The sequence below is a fragment of the Streptomyces sp. NPDC102259 genome (assembly GCF_044766465.1).
GTDB lineage: Bacteria > Actinomycetota > Actinomycetes > Streptomycetales > Streptomycetaceae > Streptomyces.
Window position 1 is genome coordinate 119,084 of sequence record NZ_JBIWMA010000009.1, and the last position, 14,195, is coordinate 133,278.

Below are 14,195 nucleotides of genomic sequence, written 5' to 3' on the forward strand. Positions count from 1 at the left end.
GAGTTCCTCGGGGACGAGTCGGTCGAGCGGGAGGGGAGGGCGCAGCGGATGAGTTCCGGCGCACCTGCTCATAACGCTTCGGTGCACAACGACGGGCACGGTGCCGCGGCCGGTCCGGCCGCAGTGCACCATGGACCGATGCGCGATGACGAGGCGGTCACTGCCGTGGGGACGATCGGGTCACTCGTCCATCGCGCTGTGGACGGCGACGAGCAGGCCACTCATGACCTGCTGGCCCATGTCCACCCCTTGGCGCTGCGCTACTGCCGCACCCGGCTGTCCCGGCTGCCCGGCGACGCGCGCCACTTCGTGGAGGACCTCGCCCAGGAGGTCTGCGTCGCGGTTCTCCTCGCCCTGCCCCGTTACCGGGACACCGGCAGGCCCTTCGAGGCCTTCGTCTTCGCCATCGCCGCGCACAAGGTCGCCGACCTCCAGCGCGCCGCGATGCGCCACCCGGGCTCGACGGCGGTCCCCTCCGACGAGATGCCCGAGCGGCCGGACGACTCACTCGGCCCCGAGGAGCGCGCCCTGCTCAGCAGTGACGCGGAGTGGGCCAAGAAGCTCATGGCCAACCTGCCCGAGAACCAGCGGGAACTGCTCCTGCTGCGCATCGCGGTGGGCCTCACGGCCGAGGAGACCGGGCAGATGTTGGGAATGTCACCCGGGGCGGTCCGCGTGGCCCAGCACCGGGCCCTGAGCAGGCTGCGGGCGCTCGCCGAGCAGTAGCAGCCCCTTCGGACGGGCGTCGCTGAACAGGGCGCCGACCGTTTCCGTACGAACATACGAAGCCCAGAGTCACATCCGACCGTGGAATTCGGGAGGTGCGCTTCCCGTTAGCATGGACATCCGCACCGAGCAAGGCCATTTGGGGAAGGTGTCATGACTGCCAACGTCGACGGAGTGCCCGGAAAATTCGCGACCCTCGGGCTGACCTACGACGACGTGCTGCTGCTGCCGGGCTCGTCGGACATGGCTCCCGACGAGATCGACACCGCCTCGTACGTCTCCAAGAACGTGCGGGTGAACATCCCGCTCCTGTCCGCCGCCATGGACAAGGTCACCGAGTCGCGCATGGCGATCGCGATGGCCCGCCAGGGCGGCGTCGGCGTGCTGCACCGCAACCTCTCCATCGAGGACCAGGCCAACCAGGTCGACCTCGTGAAGCGTTCCGAGTCCGGCATGGTGACCGACCCGATCACCATCCACCCGGAGGCCACGCTCGCCGAGGCCGACGCGCTGTGCGGCAAGTTCCGCATCAGCGGCGTCCCGGTGACCGACGGCAACAAGCGACTGCTCGGTATCGTCACCAACCGCGACATGGCCTTCGAGACCGACCGCGCGCGCCGCGTGCACGAGGTCATGACGCCGATGCCGCTGGTCACGGGCAAGGTCGGCATCTCCGGCGTCGAGGCCATGGAGCTGCTGCGCAAGCACAAGATCGAGAAGCTTCCGCTGGTCGACGACGAGGGCGTCCTCAAGGGTCTGATCACGGTCAAGGACTTCGTCAAGGCGGAGAAGTACCCGCACGCCGCGAAGGACTCCGAGGGCCGTCTGCTGGTCGGCGCGGCCGTCGGCGTCGCCGGTGACTCCTTCGAGCGGGCCCAGGCCCTGATCGAGCGCGGTGTCGACTTCATCGTCGTGGACACCGCCCACGGCCACTCGCGGCTCGTCGGCGACATGATCGCCAAGATCAAGTCGAACCACACGCGCGTGGACGTCATCGGCGGCAACATCGCCACCCGCGACGGCGCCCAGGCCCTGGTGGACGCGGGCGCCGACGCCATCAAGGTCGGCGTGGGCCCGGGCTCCATCTGTACCACCCGCGTGGTCGCCGGCATCGGCGTCCCGCAGGTCACCGCCATCTACGAGGCCGCGCTCGCCGCCAAGGAGGCCGGCGTCCCGGTCATCGGCGACGGCGGCCTGCAGTACTCCGGCGACATCGCCAAGGCCTTGGTCGCGGGCGCCGACACGGTGATGCTGGGTTCGCTGCTCGCGGGCTGCGAGGAGTCGCCGGGCGAGCTGCTGTTCATCAACGGCAAGCAGTTCAAGTCGTACCGCGGCATGGGTTCCCTGGGCGCCATGCAGACCCGCGGCGAGCGCAAGTCGTTCTCCAAGGACCGCTACTTCCAGGAGGGCGTCGCCTCCGACGAGCAGCTGATCCCCGAGGGCATCGAGGGTCAGGTGCCCTACCGCGGCCCGCTGTCCTCCGTCGTCCACCAGCTGGTCGGCGGTCTGCGCCAGTCGATGTTCTACGTCGGCGGCCGGACCGTGCCGGAGCTCCAGGACAACGGCCGCTTCGTCCGGATCACGTCCGCGGGCCTGAAGGAGAGCCACCCGCACGACATCCAGATGACGGTCGAGGCGCCCAACTACAGCCGCAAGTGAGCTTCACGCGCGCGTGAAGCGCTCGTCAGGCGCACCAAGGGCGGCCCCGGGGACTCCGGGGCCGCCCTTGTCGTACCCGTCGGCGATACTGGTAGACGCTGCAACGCATCAGGGAAAGGCCACACACGTGACTGAGATCGAGATCGGGCGCGGCAAGCGCGGCCGCCGGGCGTATGCCTTCGACGACATCGCCGTCGTCCCCAGCCGCCGTACGCGGGACCCGAAGGAGGTCTCGATCGCCTGGCAGATCGACGCCTACCGGTTCGAGCTGCCCTTCCTGGCCGCCCCCATGGACTCGGTCGTCTCCCCGGCCACCGCCATCCGCATCGGCGAGCTGGGCGGCCTCGGCGTCCTCAACCTCGAGGGCCTGTGGACCCGGCACGAGGACCCGCAGCCGCTGCTCGACGAGATCGTCGAGCTGGACGCGGACACCGCGACCCGCCGCCTCCAGGAGATCTACGCGGCCCCCATCAAGGAGGAGCTGATCGGGCAGCGCATCAAGGAGGTGCGCGACTCGGGCGTGGTCACCGCGGCCGCGCTCTCCCCGCAGCGCACGGCCCAGTTCTCCAAGGCCGTCGTGGACGCGGGCGTGGACATCTTCGTCATCCGCGGCACGACCGTTTCGGCGGAGCACGTCTCCGGCTCGCACGAGCCGCTGAACCTGAAGCAGTTCATCTACGAGCTCGACGTCCCGGTGATCGTCGGCGGCTGCGCCACCTACACGGCGGCTCTGCACCTGATGCGCACGGGCGCGGCGGGCGTCCTGGTCGGTTTCGGCGGCGGCGCGGCGCACACCACGCGCAACGTGCTGGGCATCCAGGTCCCGATGGCGACGGCGGTCGCCGACGTGGCGGCGGCCCGCCGTGACTACATGGACGAGTCCGGCGGCCGGTACGTGCACGTGATCGCCGACGGCGGCGTCGGCTGGTCCGGCGACCTGGCCAAGGCGATCGCCTGTGGCGCGGACTCGGTGATGATGGGCTCGCCGCTCGCGCGCGCGACCGACGCGCCGGGTCGTGGCCACCACTGGGGCATGGAAGCCGTCAACGAGGAGCTGCCGCGCGGGCAGAAGGTCGACCTCGGCACGGTCGGCACCATCGAGGAGGTCCTCACGGGCCCCTCGCACAAGCCCGACGGCTCGATGAACCTCTTCGGCGCCCTGCGCCGGGCCATGGCCACCACCGGCTACAGCGAGCTGAAGGAGTTCCAGCGCGTCGAGGTGACGGTCGCGGACTCGGTGCACCGGCGGTAGGCGCTTTTCCGTAGGACAGGACGTCGGCAGGGGCCGGTCATCTCACTCGGGTGAGGTGGCCGGCCCCTTTCGCATGTCTCGTCCCGCTGCCCGCGTGGGCCGGGGCGGGTGGCGCGGGACGGGGCGCGCGGTTGCGTTCGAGGCGGAAGTGGGCTGGTCAGGGGGGTCGGAGACGGCAGCGTCCGGGTCGGCGCCCCAGTTGTGTGGGGTGCCCCCTTCCAAGGACATCGTTCCGGACCCCGGCCCTCGGGGCCCGGCCCGAATTCCTGAGCGTGTCGTCCACCGGGTCATGGGCGGCGTCGTGGAAGGGGGCGCCCATGGGACGTCACCGCAAGCCCACCCGCTGGGACCGACTCCGTCTTCGGACGGTGCAGTGCCGGAGGAGGTGGATCTTGCGTCTTTTCGGATGGTGAGCGGCCGCCCCCAAACCAACTAGGGGCGGACACTCCGTGATCCATCCTGGAGCCTGCCGCAGTGACCGCTGCGGTGGGCTCCACCTTTTCGGTTGGTGAGTGTCCGCCCCCACAACAACTAGGGGCGGACACTCCGTGATCCATCCTGGAGCCTGCCGCAGTAGCCCCTGCGGTGGGCTCCACCTGTTTCGTACGTTACCGGCGGGCCGTGCCGTACGCCACCAGCCCCCGGAGCCCGGGGCGGCCGTGTGCGCCCCGCTTCACAACCGGTGCGCCGCCCCCGTAGGGGTGGCCCCGCGCGTGTCCAGCAGCAGCTGTGCCTTCACCGACAGGCCCTGGAGGTCGTACGTCCGGTGCTGCTGGAGGAGGATCGTCAGGTCAGCGTCGGCGGCGGCCTCGTAGAGGGAGTCGGCGCGCGGCACCGGGCGGTCCAGGACGCTCCAGGACGGGACGTGCGGGTCGTTGTAGCTGACGGCGGCGCCGAGCTCCATCAGGCGGACCGCGATCTCGCGCGCGGGGGTGTTCTGCTGGTCGGCGAGGTCGGCCTTGTAGGTGACGCCGAGCAGCAGTACGCGCGCGCCCCGTGCCGACTTGCCGTGCTCGTTGAGGAGGGCGGCGGCGCGCTGGACGACGTAGCGGGGCATGCGGTTGTTGACCTGCTGGGCCAGCTCGACCAGGCGCAGCGGGCTGCCCGGGTGGCCGGTGCGGTCCAGGGCGACGGAGTGGCCGCCGACCCCGGGGCCGGGGCGGAAGGCCTCGAAGCCGAAGGGCTTGGTCTCGGCGCAGCGGACCACGTCCCACAGGTCGACGCCCAGGTCGTGGCAGAGGACGGCCATCTCGTTGACGAGGGCGATGTTGACGTGCCGGAAGTTGGTCTCCAGGAGCTGCACGGTCTCGGCTTCCCGCAGGCCACGCGCGCGTACCACCTTGTCCGTGAGACGGGCGTAGAAGGCGGCGGCGGACTCGGTGCAGGCGGGGGTGAGGCCGCCGATGACCTTCGGGGTGTTGGCCGGGTTGAAGGCGCGGCTGCCGGGGTCGACCCGGCTGGGGGAGTAGGCGAGGTGGAAGTCGCGTCCCGCGCGAAGGCCGGAGGTCTCCTCGAGCAGTGGCCGCAGGAATTCCTCCGTGGCCCCGGGGTACACCGGCGACTCGAGGATCACGGTGGTGTGCGGGCGCAGGTGTCCGGCGAGGGTTCGGGCGGCCGTCTCCAGCTGGCTCAGGTCGAGCCCGCCGTCCGCGTCGCGCGGGGTGGGGGCGCAGATGACGGCGGTGCGTACCCGGCCCAGCTCGGCGGGGTTGGTGGCGGGCCGGAAGCCCCCCGAGAGCATCCGGCGCAGTTCGGCGGGGCTGAGGGAGCCGGCCTCGGGGCCGGTGCGGTAGCCGATGGTGGGGATTCCGGCGGCCACGGCGGCCTGGGCCAGGGGCAGGCCGAACGGGCCGAGTCCGATGACGGCGAGATCTGCGGGCATGACGTATGCCGTCCTTCCCAGTAACCGAGGTGGGACAGGTGCGCAAGCCCGGTGGACAGAGTGGACGAGCGCAATGTCAGACTAGGAGTAAATATGACCGTTATGCGGGATTGATCGACTGTGTTGGCCGGTTGTGTCGATCGGCCGGCTCGGGCGGTGTGCCGACCGGCCGCGGACGGGCTGAGCCTGCCGGTGCGTTTTCCGGAAGGCCGGTTCAGGTTCCGTGAGAGTTGTCCACAGGCTGGGGGCGAGTGGTGGCTGAAGCCGGGCAACGCGGTCAGAATTTGGGCATGAGGGATACGAACCGGATCTCGCCCTGAGGGTGCGGCCGGCGCGAGCGACAGTGGGAGGCAGCGGTGAGGACAGCGACACTGGGGCCGGCGCAGCGAGCCGAGTCACTGGCAGCCATGGCCGAGCGAGAGCTGGACGTGCTGGTGGTGGGAGCCGGGGTGGTCGGCGCGGGCACCGCCCTGGACGCCGTGACGCGCGGACTTTCCACCGGACTGGTCGAGGCGCGCGACTGGGCGTCGGGCACCTCGAGCCGGTCCAGCAAGCTGATCCACGGTGGCTTGCGCTATCTGGAGATGCTCGACTTCGCACTCGTACGGGAAGCGCTGAAGGAGCGCGGGCTGCTGTTGGAGCGACTGGCTCCGCATCTCGTGAAGCCCGTGCCCTTCCTGTACCCGCTCCAGCACAAGGGCTGGGAACGGCTGTACGCCGGTTCGGGCGTCGCGCTCTACGACGCGATGTCCATGGCCCGCGGGCACGGCCGGGGCCTGCCCACGCACCGCCATCTGACCCGCGGCCACGCCCTGCGGGTCGCCCCCGCCTTGAGGAAGGACGCGCTGGTCGGCGCGTTGCAGTACTACGACGCCCAGATGGACGACGCCCGTTTCGTCGCCACCCTGGTGCGCACGGCCGTGGCCTACGGGGCGAACGCGGCCAACCGCGCGCGGGTGACGGGCTTCCTGCGCGAGGGCGAACGCGTCGTGGGCGCGCGGGTGCAGGACCTCGAGGGGGGCGGAGAGTACGAGATCCGCGCCCGTCAGGTCGTCAACGCCACAGGTGTGTGGACCGACGACACCCAGGCGATGGTGGGGGAGCGCGGGCAGTTCCACGTCCGCGCGTCCAAGGGCATCCACCTCGTCGTGCCGAGGGACCGGATCAGCTCCTCCACCGGCCTGATCCTGCGCACCGAGAAGTCCGTGCTGTTCGTCATCCCGTGGGGTCGGCACTGGATCATCGGCACCACCGACACCGACTGGGACCTCGACAAGACCCACCCGGCCGCCTCCAGCGCGGACATCGACTACCTGCTGGAGCATGTGAACTCGGTCCTACGGGTGCCGCTGACCCGCGACGACGTCGAGGGCGTGTACGCCGGGCTGCGGCCGCTGCTGGCCGGCGAGTCCGACGCCACCAGCAAGCTGTCGCGGGAGCACACCGTCGCGCATCCGGTGCCGGGACTGGTGGTCGTGGCGGGCGGCAAGTACACGACGTACCGGGTGATGGCGAAGGACGCGGTCGACGAGGCGGTGCGCGGGCTCGACCAGCGGGTCGCCGACTGCGTCACGGAGGACGTGCCGCTGATAGGCGCGGAGGGCTACCGGGCGCTGTGGAACGCGCGGGCGCGGATCGCCGCGCGGACGGGCCTGCACGTGGTGCGGGTGGAGCACCTGCTGAACCGCTTCGGGGCGATGGCGGAGGAGCTGCTGGACCTCATCGCCGCCGACCCGACGCTGGGCGAGCCGCTCCAGGCCGCCGACGACTACCTGCGGGCCGAGATCGTCTACGCCGCCTCGCACGAGGGAGCACGGCACCTGGACGACGTCCTGACGCGCCGCACCCGCATCTCCATCGAGACCTTCGACCGCGGCACGCGCAGTGCCCGCGAGGCCGCCGAGCTGATGGCGCCGGTCCTCGGCTGGGACAAGGACCACATCGAGCGCGAGGTCCAGCACTACGAGAAGCGGGTGGAGGCCGAGCGGGAGTCCCAGCGCCAGCCCGACGACCTGACGGCGGACGCGGCACGCCTGGGAGCGCCGGACATCGGGTCGCTCTGATTTCCCCCTTTCCCCCTATCCGCCCTTTCTGCCATGCCCGGTCCGGTCCGGTCCCGTCCCGTCTGGTCCCGTCCTGTGCGGCCGGGTTCGGCTTTCGCGTGACCGTTTCACTCGAACGGGTGTGGTGATCCGGGATATCCGTTCGGAACCGGCTCGTTCTACGGAGTGCGAGGGCAGAACTCGGCGGCGAGCAGGGCCGGTTCGAGGGCGGGGTCTGCGATCGCCGTCGTGTTCACCCGAAACGTGAGGACACGCCGACCGTCGACGGTGGCCGCGGTGCGCACGTAGCTGCCGGAGATCCGGCCGTTGTGTCCCCACACCGTGACGCCGCACGGGAGCTTCGCGGGGAACAGGCCCATGCCGTACGAGCCGTGTGCGGTACGGGTGTCGAGCATCTCGCGCAGGACGCGCGGGGGCAGCAGTGCGCCGCCGAGCAGGGCCGCGTAGAAGCGGTCCAGGTCGGCGAGCGTGGTCACCAGCTCGCCCGCGGCCCCGGCCACCCGCGGGTCGAGTTCGGTGACGTCGGTCCCGTCCGGGTCGTAGGCGCGGCCGTGCGGGGAGGGCAGAGAGGTGTGGGAGCCGGGGAAGGAGGTGCCCGTCAGACGCAGGGGAGAGATGATCCGCCGCTCGGCCTCCATGGCGTACGAGCGGCCGGTGACCTGCTCGACCACCAGGCCGAGCAGGACGTAGTTGGTGTTGGAGTAGGCGAAGCGGCCTCGGTCGGCCGGAGGGTGGGTGACGGCGATACGGACGGCCTGCAGCGGGAGGACGGGCACGGTGCCCTCGGTGTCCCGGGTGAAGTCGTACAGGCCACTGGTGTGGGTGAGCAGGGAACGCAGGGTCAGCGCGCGCCCGTCGTTGCCCGCCCCGCGCACCAGGCCCGGTAGGTGCGACTCCACCGTGTCGGACAGCGACAACCGGTGCTCGGCGGCCAGTTGGAGCACGACGGTCGCGAGGAAGGTCTTGGTGATGCTCCCGGCCCGGAAGTGGTCGGGCCGGGAGACGCCCGGGCCCGCCTCCGCGAAGCGGATGCCGCTCTCCTCACGGGCCAGCAGGGCGGCGGCGGGCGCCTTGCCCCGGGTGAGGAACAGCGGGAGGAGGGAGTCCGTGGGCGGCACGGGGGATGCCTGCGAGCCGGTCGCGAACAGGCCGAGGAGCGCGAGGGCGACGGATAGGGCCACCAAACCGCGCAGCGGTCGCATCACGGCTCCTCCCTTCTTCGCTCCTCCCCCGGCAGGCTCATCATCCAGGGCCGGTCGTGCCCGACTTCATCCGGTCCCCGTCTCACGAAAGGGGCTCGTGGGGCTCCGTGGCCGGAGCGTGCTGCACCTTCTGGCCGGAATGCACCGCTCTTGAGTGCGGCCGGGAGGGGATGAGGGGCACCCTGGGCGTCGGGCACTTGTCGGGTGAGGGACAATGGAGGCTCTGTCAGGGCGGGTTGCATGAGGGGACGCATGTCGGAGGCGGAGCGGGCGGGAGCATCCCGTCAGGACAAGAGCGCACGTCTCCTCGCCGGGCGGTACCGGCTGGGAGATGTACTCGGCCGCGGCGGCATGGGGACGGTGTGGCGCGCCGAGGACGAGACCCTCGGACGCACGGTCGCCGTCAAGGAGCTGCGGTTCCCGGGGAACATCGACGAGGACGAGAAACGCCGGCTGATCACACGGACACTGCGCGAGGCCAAGGCCATTGCGCGGATCCGCAACAACAGCGCGGTGACCGTCTTCGACGTGGTCGAGGAGGACGACCGGCCGTGGATCGTGATGGAACTCGTCGAGGGCAAGTCGCTCGCCGAGGTCATCCGTGAGGACGGCGTGCTGGAGCCGAAGCGCGCGGCGGAGGTCGGACTGGCGATCCTCGACGTGCTGCGCTCGGCGCACCGCGAGGGCATCCTGCACCGGGACGTGAAGCCGTCGAACGTGCTGATCGCCGAGGACGGCCGGGTCGTGCTCACGGACTTCGGCATCGCACAGGTCGAGGGCGATCCGTCGATCACCTCCACCGGCATGCTCGTCGGCGCGCCCTCGTACATCTCCCCGGAGCGGGCCCGTGGTCACAAGCCGGGCCCGGCGGCCGACCTGTGGTCGCTCGGCGGTCTGCTGTACGCGGCGGTCGAGGGCTCGCCCCCGTACGACAAGGGTTCGGCCATCGCCACGCTCACCGCGGTGATGACCGAGCAGTTGGAGGAGCCGAAGAACGCGGGTCCGCTGAGGGACGTCATCTACGGCCTGCTCACCAAGGATCCCGCGCGGCGGCTCGACGACGCCGGTGCGCGGGCGATGTTCAACGCGGTGTTGCACGCGCCCGAACCGCGGCACGCCGAGCCGGCGGACGCGACGAAGGTCGTGCCGCTGCCGGCGCTGCCGGACGCCGCCGGAGGCAGGGGGAGTTCGGCGGGCGCGGAGGCGGGCGAGAAGCTGCGCGGCGCGTTCCGGTCCGTGCGCAAGGCCGCCGTCGCGGCGGGCGCCGCGACCTCGGCGGCCGCGGCCCGCGCCAAGTCGGCGAACGGCACGAGCGCTTCCGGTTCCGTGGGCGCGCCCGAGGCACAGCGGAGCGAGGCGCGGAAGGGTGGTGCGGTCCGGGGTACCGGGGCGGCCGCTTCCGCCGCCGCGCCGTCCGCCGCGGCGCCCGCGGCCCCGGGCTCCCGGGGCACGACGGGATCGGCGTCCGGGCCGGTGTCCGGTGCGACGCAGGTGTCCCCGTCCGTGCCGGCGGCTCGATCCGGTTCCGGTTCGGGGTCGGGGTCGGGTGCAGGCGTCGGTGCGGGTGCTGGTTCTGGTGCCGTTTCCGGGGGCAATGGCGGGGGTGCCGGGCGAAGTTCCGGATGGCCCGTGATGACGCCGCCGGATCTGCCGCCGCGGGCCGTGCCCAGGGCGCCGCTGACCGATGTGGTGCCCAAGCGGACGCTGGTGATCATCGCCGTGGTCGTGGCGCTCGCGGTGCTCGGTACCGTGCTGGCCCTCGTCCTCGGCGGTGGCGACGACACCGAAGGCGGCGCGAAGGGCGGCGCTTCCGGAGCGGTGACCGGCGGGAGCGCGAGCGCCGACACCAAGGAGGACGTCGGCAGCGGGACCCGTACAAACGAGGCGTCGTCCTCGCAGTCCGCCGCGTCGTCCGGTTCCGCTTCGGGCGGCACCTCCGCGGCCGGGGGCGCCGGATCCGGCGTCACCGCGTCCGAGAGCGGCGGGGCGGCGAGGACGCACAAGGGCGTTCAGGGGTACACGATCGGGCTGCCCGCCGGGTGGAAGTACCGGTCCTCGGACTCCGCGGGGGACCGCTTCACCGGGCCCGACGGACAGAAGCTGCTCGTCGCCTGGACGACCACGCCCAAGGACGACCCCGTCGCCGACTGGAAGAACCAAGAGCTGGGCATGAGGCGCACGCAGTACAAGAAGATCCGAATAGATCAGGTGGACTACCGGGGCTGGAACACGGCCGACTGGGAGTTCACCTACACGGACGGCGGGACGGCGTACCGCACCATCGACCGTGGGTTCGTCGTGAACGACAGTCTCGGGTACGCGCTGATGTACACGGCGAAGTCCGCCGCATGGGGTACCGACCTGCGGCAGACCACCTGGGCGACGCTGACGGACACTTTCACGCCCAAGAAGTAGCGGCCGCCGAGTAGCCGTGTTCGGGCGTGAGATCTGGCATCCCCTCTTTGCGGGTTGCCTCCGGCACGTATCGTGAGTGCTTGCGGACGGTACGCATCCAGCTATACGGCCGGATACGGCTGTAACGGCACGCAACACGAACGGAATTGACCGACCGGGCGGCCGGGGGAGGCAACGTGGACGACTACGCGGGTCGAGTACTGGTCGACCGCTACCGCCTGCCGTTGCCGCCCTCCGACGAGTACGAACTCACCGAGACCCGCGCCTTCGACACCTACAGCGGACAGGAAGTCCTGGTCCGCCAGGTGCCGTTGCCGGAGGTCGTCGAGGCCGAGGTGCTCGACGCGGAGGGGCTGCCCGAGGGGTTCACGGCGCGGGAACGTGGGGCGCGGCGACCGAGACCCCGGGGCGTGGGCGTGGGTGAGGGGACGCGGCGGCCCGCCGACCCCGTCGTCCGGCGGGCCCTGGAGGCGGCGCAGGCCACGGCGAGCATTCCCGACCATCCGCGGCTCGACCAGGTCTTCGACGTGTTCGCCGAGGGCGGCTCGCTGTGGATAGTGAGCGAACTGGTGGCGGCACGGCCGCTGGCGGCACTGCTCGCCGAGAAGCCCCTGACGCCGTACCGGGCGGCCGAGGTCGCCTCCGACGTGCTCATGGCGCTGCGGGTGCTGCACGGTCACGGCTGGGTGCACCGGAACATCACCGCGCGCACGGTCCTGGTCTGCGACGACGGGCGGGTCATGCTGACCGGCCTGGCGGTCGGCGCGGCGGAAGAGGCGCTGTGCGGGTACGACCCGGTGCCGGCGCCGGACGCGGTGGAGGACGAGCAGGGCGCGGCGGGCCGGGGGAACGGCGGCGCGGGCCACGGCGGGAGCGTCGGCGGGCCTCGGGCTTCCGCGTCCCCGCCTCAGCAGGGCGGCCCGGGCGCTCTCGGCGGCCCCGCCGGGCCCGGCGGCTCAGGCGGCTTCGGTGGGTTCGGCGGTTCCGTCGGGGGCGGCTCCGTTGGGGGTTCCGGTGGAGGCGGGTTCGGTGCCGGTGCGGTCGATCCCGAGGCCGCTCGGCGGGCTGCCATAGAGGCGCGGGCGTCGGGTGCGTTGCCGGTGCAGGCGGGCGAACCGTCCGGTGGCGGCGGGACGTCCGGGGCGGTGGCCCGCAGGGCGCCGATGGAGACCGGCGGAGACATCCGGGCCGCGCGCGCCGGGGCGATCGCCGCGTACCGCGCGGGAGCGCGGGCGGCGGCCCGGGTGCAGGAGGCCCAGGAGGCGGAGCAGAACGGACGTGCGGCCCTGCCCGGCACCCGAACCCCGGCCGACGACGGCCATGGGACCCCGCGAGGCCATCCCCCGGGGCAGATCGCCGACCCCTACGGCGTCTCGGGCGCGCCCGTGCCCGGCCCCGCCGGGTACGGCAGCCAAGGGCAGTCCGCTCACGTCCATACCGCCGGTCCCGGTCTCGGTGCCGGTGCCGGTGCCGGTGGCGCACCGTACGAGGCCCCTCCGGCGTCGCACGCTTCGCTCACGCCCGTCCCCGGTGCGCACGTTCCCGCGCAGGGGCAGGGGCAGGGGCAGGGGCAGGGGCAGGGTGAGGCGCGGGGCGCGGCCCGTTGGGACGAGCCGGCGACCGGGATGTCCGGGGCGACCGGGAGCGTCGCGCGGCGCGGGCCCGGCACCGCGCTGGCCGCCGAGCGGGCGCGTCAGGCGCGGATGGCCGTGGTCGGGCCGGTCACCGAACGGTGGGCGCCCGAGCAGGCCGGGCCGGTGCACGAGAACTGGCAGCTGGCCGCGCCGATCGGTCCCGCGACCGACCTGTGGGCGCTGGGCGCGCTGCTCTTCCGAGCCGTACAGGGGCATGCGCCCTACCCGGAGGAGTCGACGGCGGAGCTGGTGCAGATGGTGTGCGCCGAGCCGCCTGCCTTCGCCGAGGAGTGCGGACCGCTCAGGCCGGTCGTCGAGTCGCTGCTGCGTCAGGACCCGACCGAGCGCCTCGACTTCGAGGAACTGCGGGGCTGGCTGCGCTCGCTGGTGCGGTCCGCGCCGGAGCCGGAGGCGGGCACCTATGTCATCGCCGCGCCGCCGACCGATCCGCGCCGGCTGCCGATCATCCGCCGCCGGGGCGAACTGGTGCGCAGACGGCGTGCCGGTCTGCCCGCCACCCACGGGCGGCACAAACGGGGCCGGCAGGAGACGAAGGGTTCGCCCCGCAGCCTGGGCCGCACCCTGCTGGTCCTGATCCTGCTCGTGCTGGCCGGAGCGATCGCGTACGCCCTGCTGTTCATGCCCAAGGCAGGCGAGGAAGACGCCGGTTCGGACGGCTCGCAGCGGACCGGGGCCACCGGCGCGCCGGGCGGCCAGGCGCCCGAGGCGAGCAGCGAACCCCGGCCCGACCAGACCTCGCCGGGCGCCGGCGCCTCCCCGTCCTCGGCGTCCTCAGGAGCGGAGGCCACTCAGACGCAGACCGGCGGGTCCGGGACGCAGGCCGCCGCCGGGTTCACCGTCCGGGCGGACGACGCCGGCTTCCGGGTCGCCGTGGCCAACGGTTGGGACCGCACCCCGAAGAACGGGCGCGGCCAGGTCGTGTATTCGCACGGCGACTTCGAGCTCATCGTCGTACCCGGCCGCGACAGCGCGTCGTCGAGCGGCAGCGACCCGATGGTCTACCAGCGGGAGAAGGAGAGCGAGCTCCAGCCGTACCGTGACTCCAGCTGGGCGACGGCCTCCGGACTGCGCACGACGACGGTGGGCGCGCGGACCATGGCCGAGGGGCAGTTCACCTGGACCGACGGCGACGGGCGGTCGCTGTACGTCCGCAACGTCGCGATCCTCATCTCGGGGCGCTACCACATCGTGCAGGTCAGGGGTCCGGAGGCCGAGCGGGACGAGGTCAGCCGGCTGTTCGAGCAGGCGTCGGCCACCTACCAGTACACCGGCTGAGCGCCGGCCCGGACGCGGTCGGTTCCCTCCTGGCGGGGGAAGCGACAACCGTCACAGTGCTGTCAC

At 72.1% G+C, this 14,195-nt stretch carries 8 protein-coding genes; 6 read left to right on the forward strand and 2 right to left on the reverse strand.

Annotated features, from left to right (window positions below; translation table 11 throughout):
- Nucleotides 1-138 precede the first annotated feature (138 nt).
- From ACIRPU_RS22090 to ACIRPU_RS22100, 3 genes are all read left to right on the forward strand, one after another.
- Complete coding sequence (locus ACIRPU_RS22090) at nucleotides 139-726, forward strand: sigma-70 family RNA polymerase sigma factor (protein WP_028807228.1); 588 nt, start codon at nucleotides 139-141, stop codon at nucleotides 724-726.
- A 153-nt stretch (nucleotides 727-879) separates the two neighbouring features.
- Nucleotides 880-2,385 carry an IMP dehydrogenase gene (gene guaB, locus ACIRPU_RS22095; protein WP_403869743.1) on the forward strand — a complete coding sequence of 502 codons (1,506 nt, stop codon included), beginning with the start codon at nucleotides 880-882 and terminating at the stop codon, nucleotides 2,383-2,385.
- A 127-nt stretch (nucleotides 2,386-2,512) separates the two neighbouring features.
- On the forward strand, nucleotides 2,513-3,637 hold the full coding sequence (locus ACIRPU_RS22100; RefSeq protein WP_384117440.1) for a GuaB3 family IMP dehydrogenase-related protein: 1,125 nt from the start codon (nucleotides 2,513-2,515) through the stop codon (nucleotides 3,635-3,637).
- A gap of 673 nt (nucleotides 3,638-4,310) precedes the next feature.
- Here ACIRPU_RS22100 and ACIRPU_RS22105 read toward each other — a convergent pair.
- Complete coding sequence (locus tag ACIRPU_RS22105; RefSeq protein WP_403869746.1) at nucleotides 4,311-5,519, reverse strand: nucleotide sugar dehydrogenase; 1,209 nt, start codon at nucleotides 5,517-5,519, stop codon at nucleotides 4,311-4,313.
- 356 nt (nucleotides 5,520-5,875) lie between these two features.
- On the opposite strand from ACIRPU_RS22105, the gene ACIRPU_RS22110 reads away from it, so the two are divergent.
- The gene (locus tag ACIRPU_RS22110) at nucleotides 5,876-7,582 is read left to right on the forward strand and encodes a glycerol-3-phosphate dehydrogenase/oxidase (RefSeq protein WP_403869749.1); all 1,707 of its coding nucleotides are present in this window, start codon (nucleotides 5,876-5,878) and stop codon (nucleotides 7,580-7,582) included.
- 158 nt (nucleotides 7,583-7,740) lie between these two features.
- Here the strand turns inward: ACIRPU_RS22110 and ACIRPU_RS22115 are convergent, their stop codons facing one another.
- On the reverse strand, nucleotides 7,741-8,784 hold the full coding sequence (locus tag ACIRPU_RS22115) for a serine hydrolase domain-containing protein (RefSeq protein ID WP_403869752.1): 1,044 nt from the start codon (nucleotides 8,782-8,784) through the stop codon (nucleotides 7,741-7,743).
- A gap of 252 nt (nucleotides 8,785-9,036) precedes the next feature.
- Here ACIRPU_RS22115 and ACIRPU_RS22120 point away from each other — a divergent pair, with 252 nt between their 5' ends.
- Together ACIRPU_RS22120 and ACIRPU_RS22125 are read left to right on the forward strand one after the other, a co-directional pair.
- A complete protein-coding gene (locus tag ACIRPU_RS22120; RefSeq protein WP_403869755.1) occupies nucleotides 9,037-11,199 on the forward strand; it encodes a serine/threonine-protein kinase in 2,163 nt (720 codons plus the stop codon).
- Between the two features lie 176 nt (nucleotides 11,200-11,375).
- Nucleotides 11,376-14,129: a protein kinase gene (locus ACIRPU_RS22125; protein ID WP_403869758.1), complete on the forward strand. Its 2,754-nt coding sequence runs from the start codon at nucleotides 11,376-11,378 to the stop codon at nucleotides 14,127-14,129.
- Nucleotides 14,130-14,195: the final 66 nt, after the last annotated feature.

Excerpts from the sequence above, each read along its gene's own strand:
- ACIRPU_RS22090 (WP_028807228.1), top strand. The coding sequence starts at position 139 with ATGCGCGATGACGAGGCGGTCACTGCCGTGGGGACGATCGGGTCACTC.
- ACIRPU_RS22115 (WP_403869752.1), bottom strand. The coding sequence starts at position 8,784 with ATGCGACCGCTGCGCGGTTTGGTGGCCCTATCCGTCGCCCTCGCGCTC.
- ACIRPU_RS22105 (WP_403869746.1), bottom strand. The coding sequence starts at position 5,519 with ATGCCCGCAGATCTCGCCGTCATCGGACTCGGCCCGTTCGGCCTGCCC.
- ACIRPU_RS22120 (WP_403869755.1), top strand. The coding sequence starts at position 9,037 with ATGTCGGAGGCGGAGCGGGCGGGAGCATCCCGTCAGGACAAGAGCGCA.
- guaB (WP_403869743.1), top strand. The coding sequence starts at position 880 with ATGACTGCCAACGTCGACGGAGTGCCCGGAAAATTCGCGACCCTCGGG.